This window comes from Pseudomonas caspiana (assembly GCF_002158995.1).
GTDB classification, from domain to species: Bacteria; Pseudomonadota; Gammaproteobacteria; order Pseudomonadales; family Pseudomonadaceae; genus Aquipseudomonas; species Aquipseudomonas caspiana.
This window is the reverse complement of sequence record NZ_LOHF01000014.1, coordinates 56,588-57,919: the sequence shown is the minus strand read 5'-3', so window position 1 is coordinate 57,919 and position 1,332 is coordinate 56,588. Positions and strand designations below refer to the sequence as shown.

The 1,332-nt window shown below is 59.6% G+C and carries 1 protein-coding gene; it reads right to left on the bottom strand.

Annotated features, from left to right (window positions below; all coding sequences use genetic code 11):
- Positions 1 to 76: 76 nt before the first annotated feature.
- On the bottom strand, positions 77 to 1,213 hold the full coding sequence (locus tag AUC60_RS16785; protein WP_087269789.1) for an AGE family epimerase/isomerase: 1,137 nt from the start codon (positions 1,211 to 1,213) through the stop codon (positions 77 to 79).
- Positions 1,214 to 1,332 lie beyond the last annotated feature (119 nt).

The following is a 1,332-nucleotide window of genomic DNA, read 5'->3' as shown; positions in this document are numbered from 1 at the left end:
CCTCGTAACCTCGGTGAGCTCCTACAGGACCCGATGCTGGCTTCACGACAGCGTTGTGTCGGGGCGCCAGGTGAGCTCAGCCTCTGAAATACTCCGCCAACCCGATGTAACACGTCGCCAGGTGATAAGGCGTAGTCGACGGCATGTCGCTGCGGCTGACCTGACCGTTAGCGTCCAGGCACTCGTTCCAGCCGCTGGCGTGCAGGAATCGTGTTTGCAGTGCCAACAACTGTTTAACCAGCACGGCGTTGCTGTCTGGCCGCAAGGTGAGTGCCCGCAAGTATTCGGCCTGCGCCCAGATGCGCTGGGTGCCATCCTGAATATGCCCATCGCTGGTTAAAGCAGCCGCCACGGCGCCTGTCTGCGGGTTCACCCCTTGAGCTTCGGCATGGGCAAACGCCGTGCACAGCGACTGATGCAGCTCGCTACCACGCAGGTGCGGTGACGACTCCAGCAGGAAATACCATTCGAACTGATGGCCCGGCTCGTACCAGTTGTCCACAGCGTCCAGTGGTTTTTCCAGCATCACACCGTGTTCTTTGTCCACAAAGCGCCGCTGCATGGCTGCTGCCAGCTCGTTCAGCGTCGCCAGTGTTGCTTCGTCGTTACGCATTTCAACAGTGGTCAGTAACGCTTCTGCCAAGTGCATCAGCGGGTTTTGCAGCGGGCCGCTGCCCAGCGTTGTCCAGTCTTCGCCAAGCACTGCTTCATAGAGCCCGTCGCCATCGGCAAATTGCTCTGCAACGACATCCAGTGCCGCGTTCAGCACCGACTCGACCAAGGGTTCGCGAACCTTGGCCCAGTAGTGTGCACAGGCAAAGATGATAAAGGCGTGGGTGTAGAGATCCTTGCGGCGATCCAGCGGCGCGCCTTGCGGATCAATGCTGTAGAACCAGCCGCCGTGCTCGGCATCATGGAAGTGCCGTTGCAGTGAGCGAAACAGCGCTGCTGCACGAGTGGCCGCTTCAGGCACTGCCGGGTGATCGATCAGGCTGGAAAATACAAACAACTGCCGTGCACAGGCCATGGCCCGATAACGCTGCGGTGGCAGAGGCTGATGCGCAGCATCGACCGCCTCATACGGCAACGCGAGCTGTGCATTCCAGCCAGGGCCAAGCCAGACCGGCACAATGGTTTGCAGGAAGTGCGCCTGGACGTTGGCGAAAACGGCGTTCAAGTCAGGCTGAGGGGCGGAGCTGGAAACATCTGGCATCGGCAGGCGTCACGGCAGGGGCGAATTGCGCGACATGGTAGCAGTTCGTATCAGCGTGAGCGCGTTTGCCCTCGTACTGGAACGCAGACAATTTATTCAGTTTGAGCGTTATTTACTTG

Bases quoted from the DNA above. Each gene is read 5' to 3' on its own strand.
- AUC60_RS16785 (WP_087269789.1), bottom strand. From the start codon at position 1,213: ATGCCAGATGTTTCCAGCTCCGCCCCTCAGCCTGACTTGAACGCCGTT.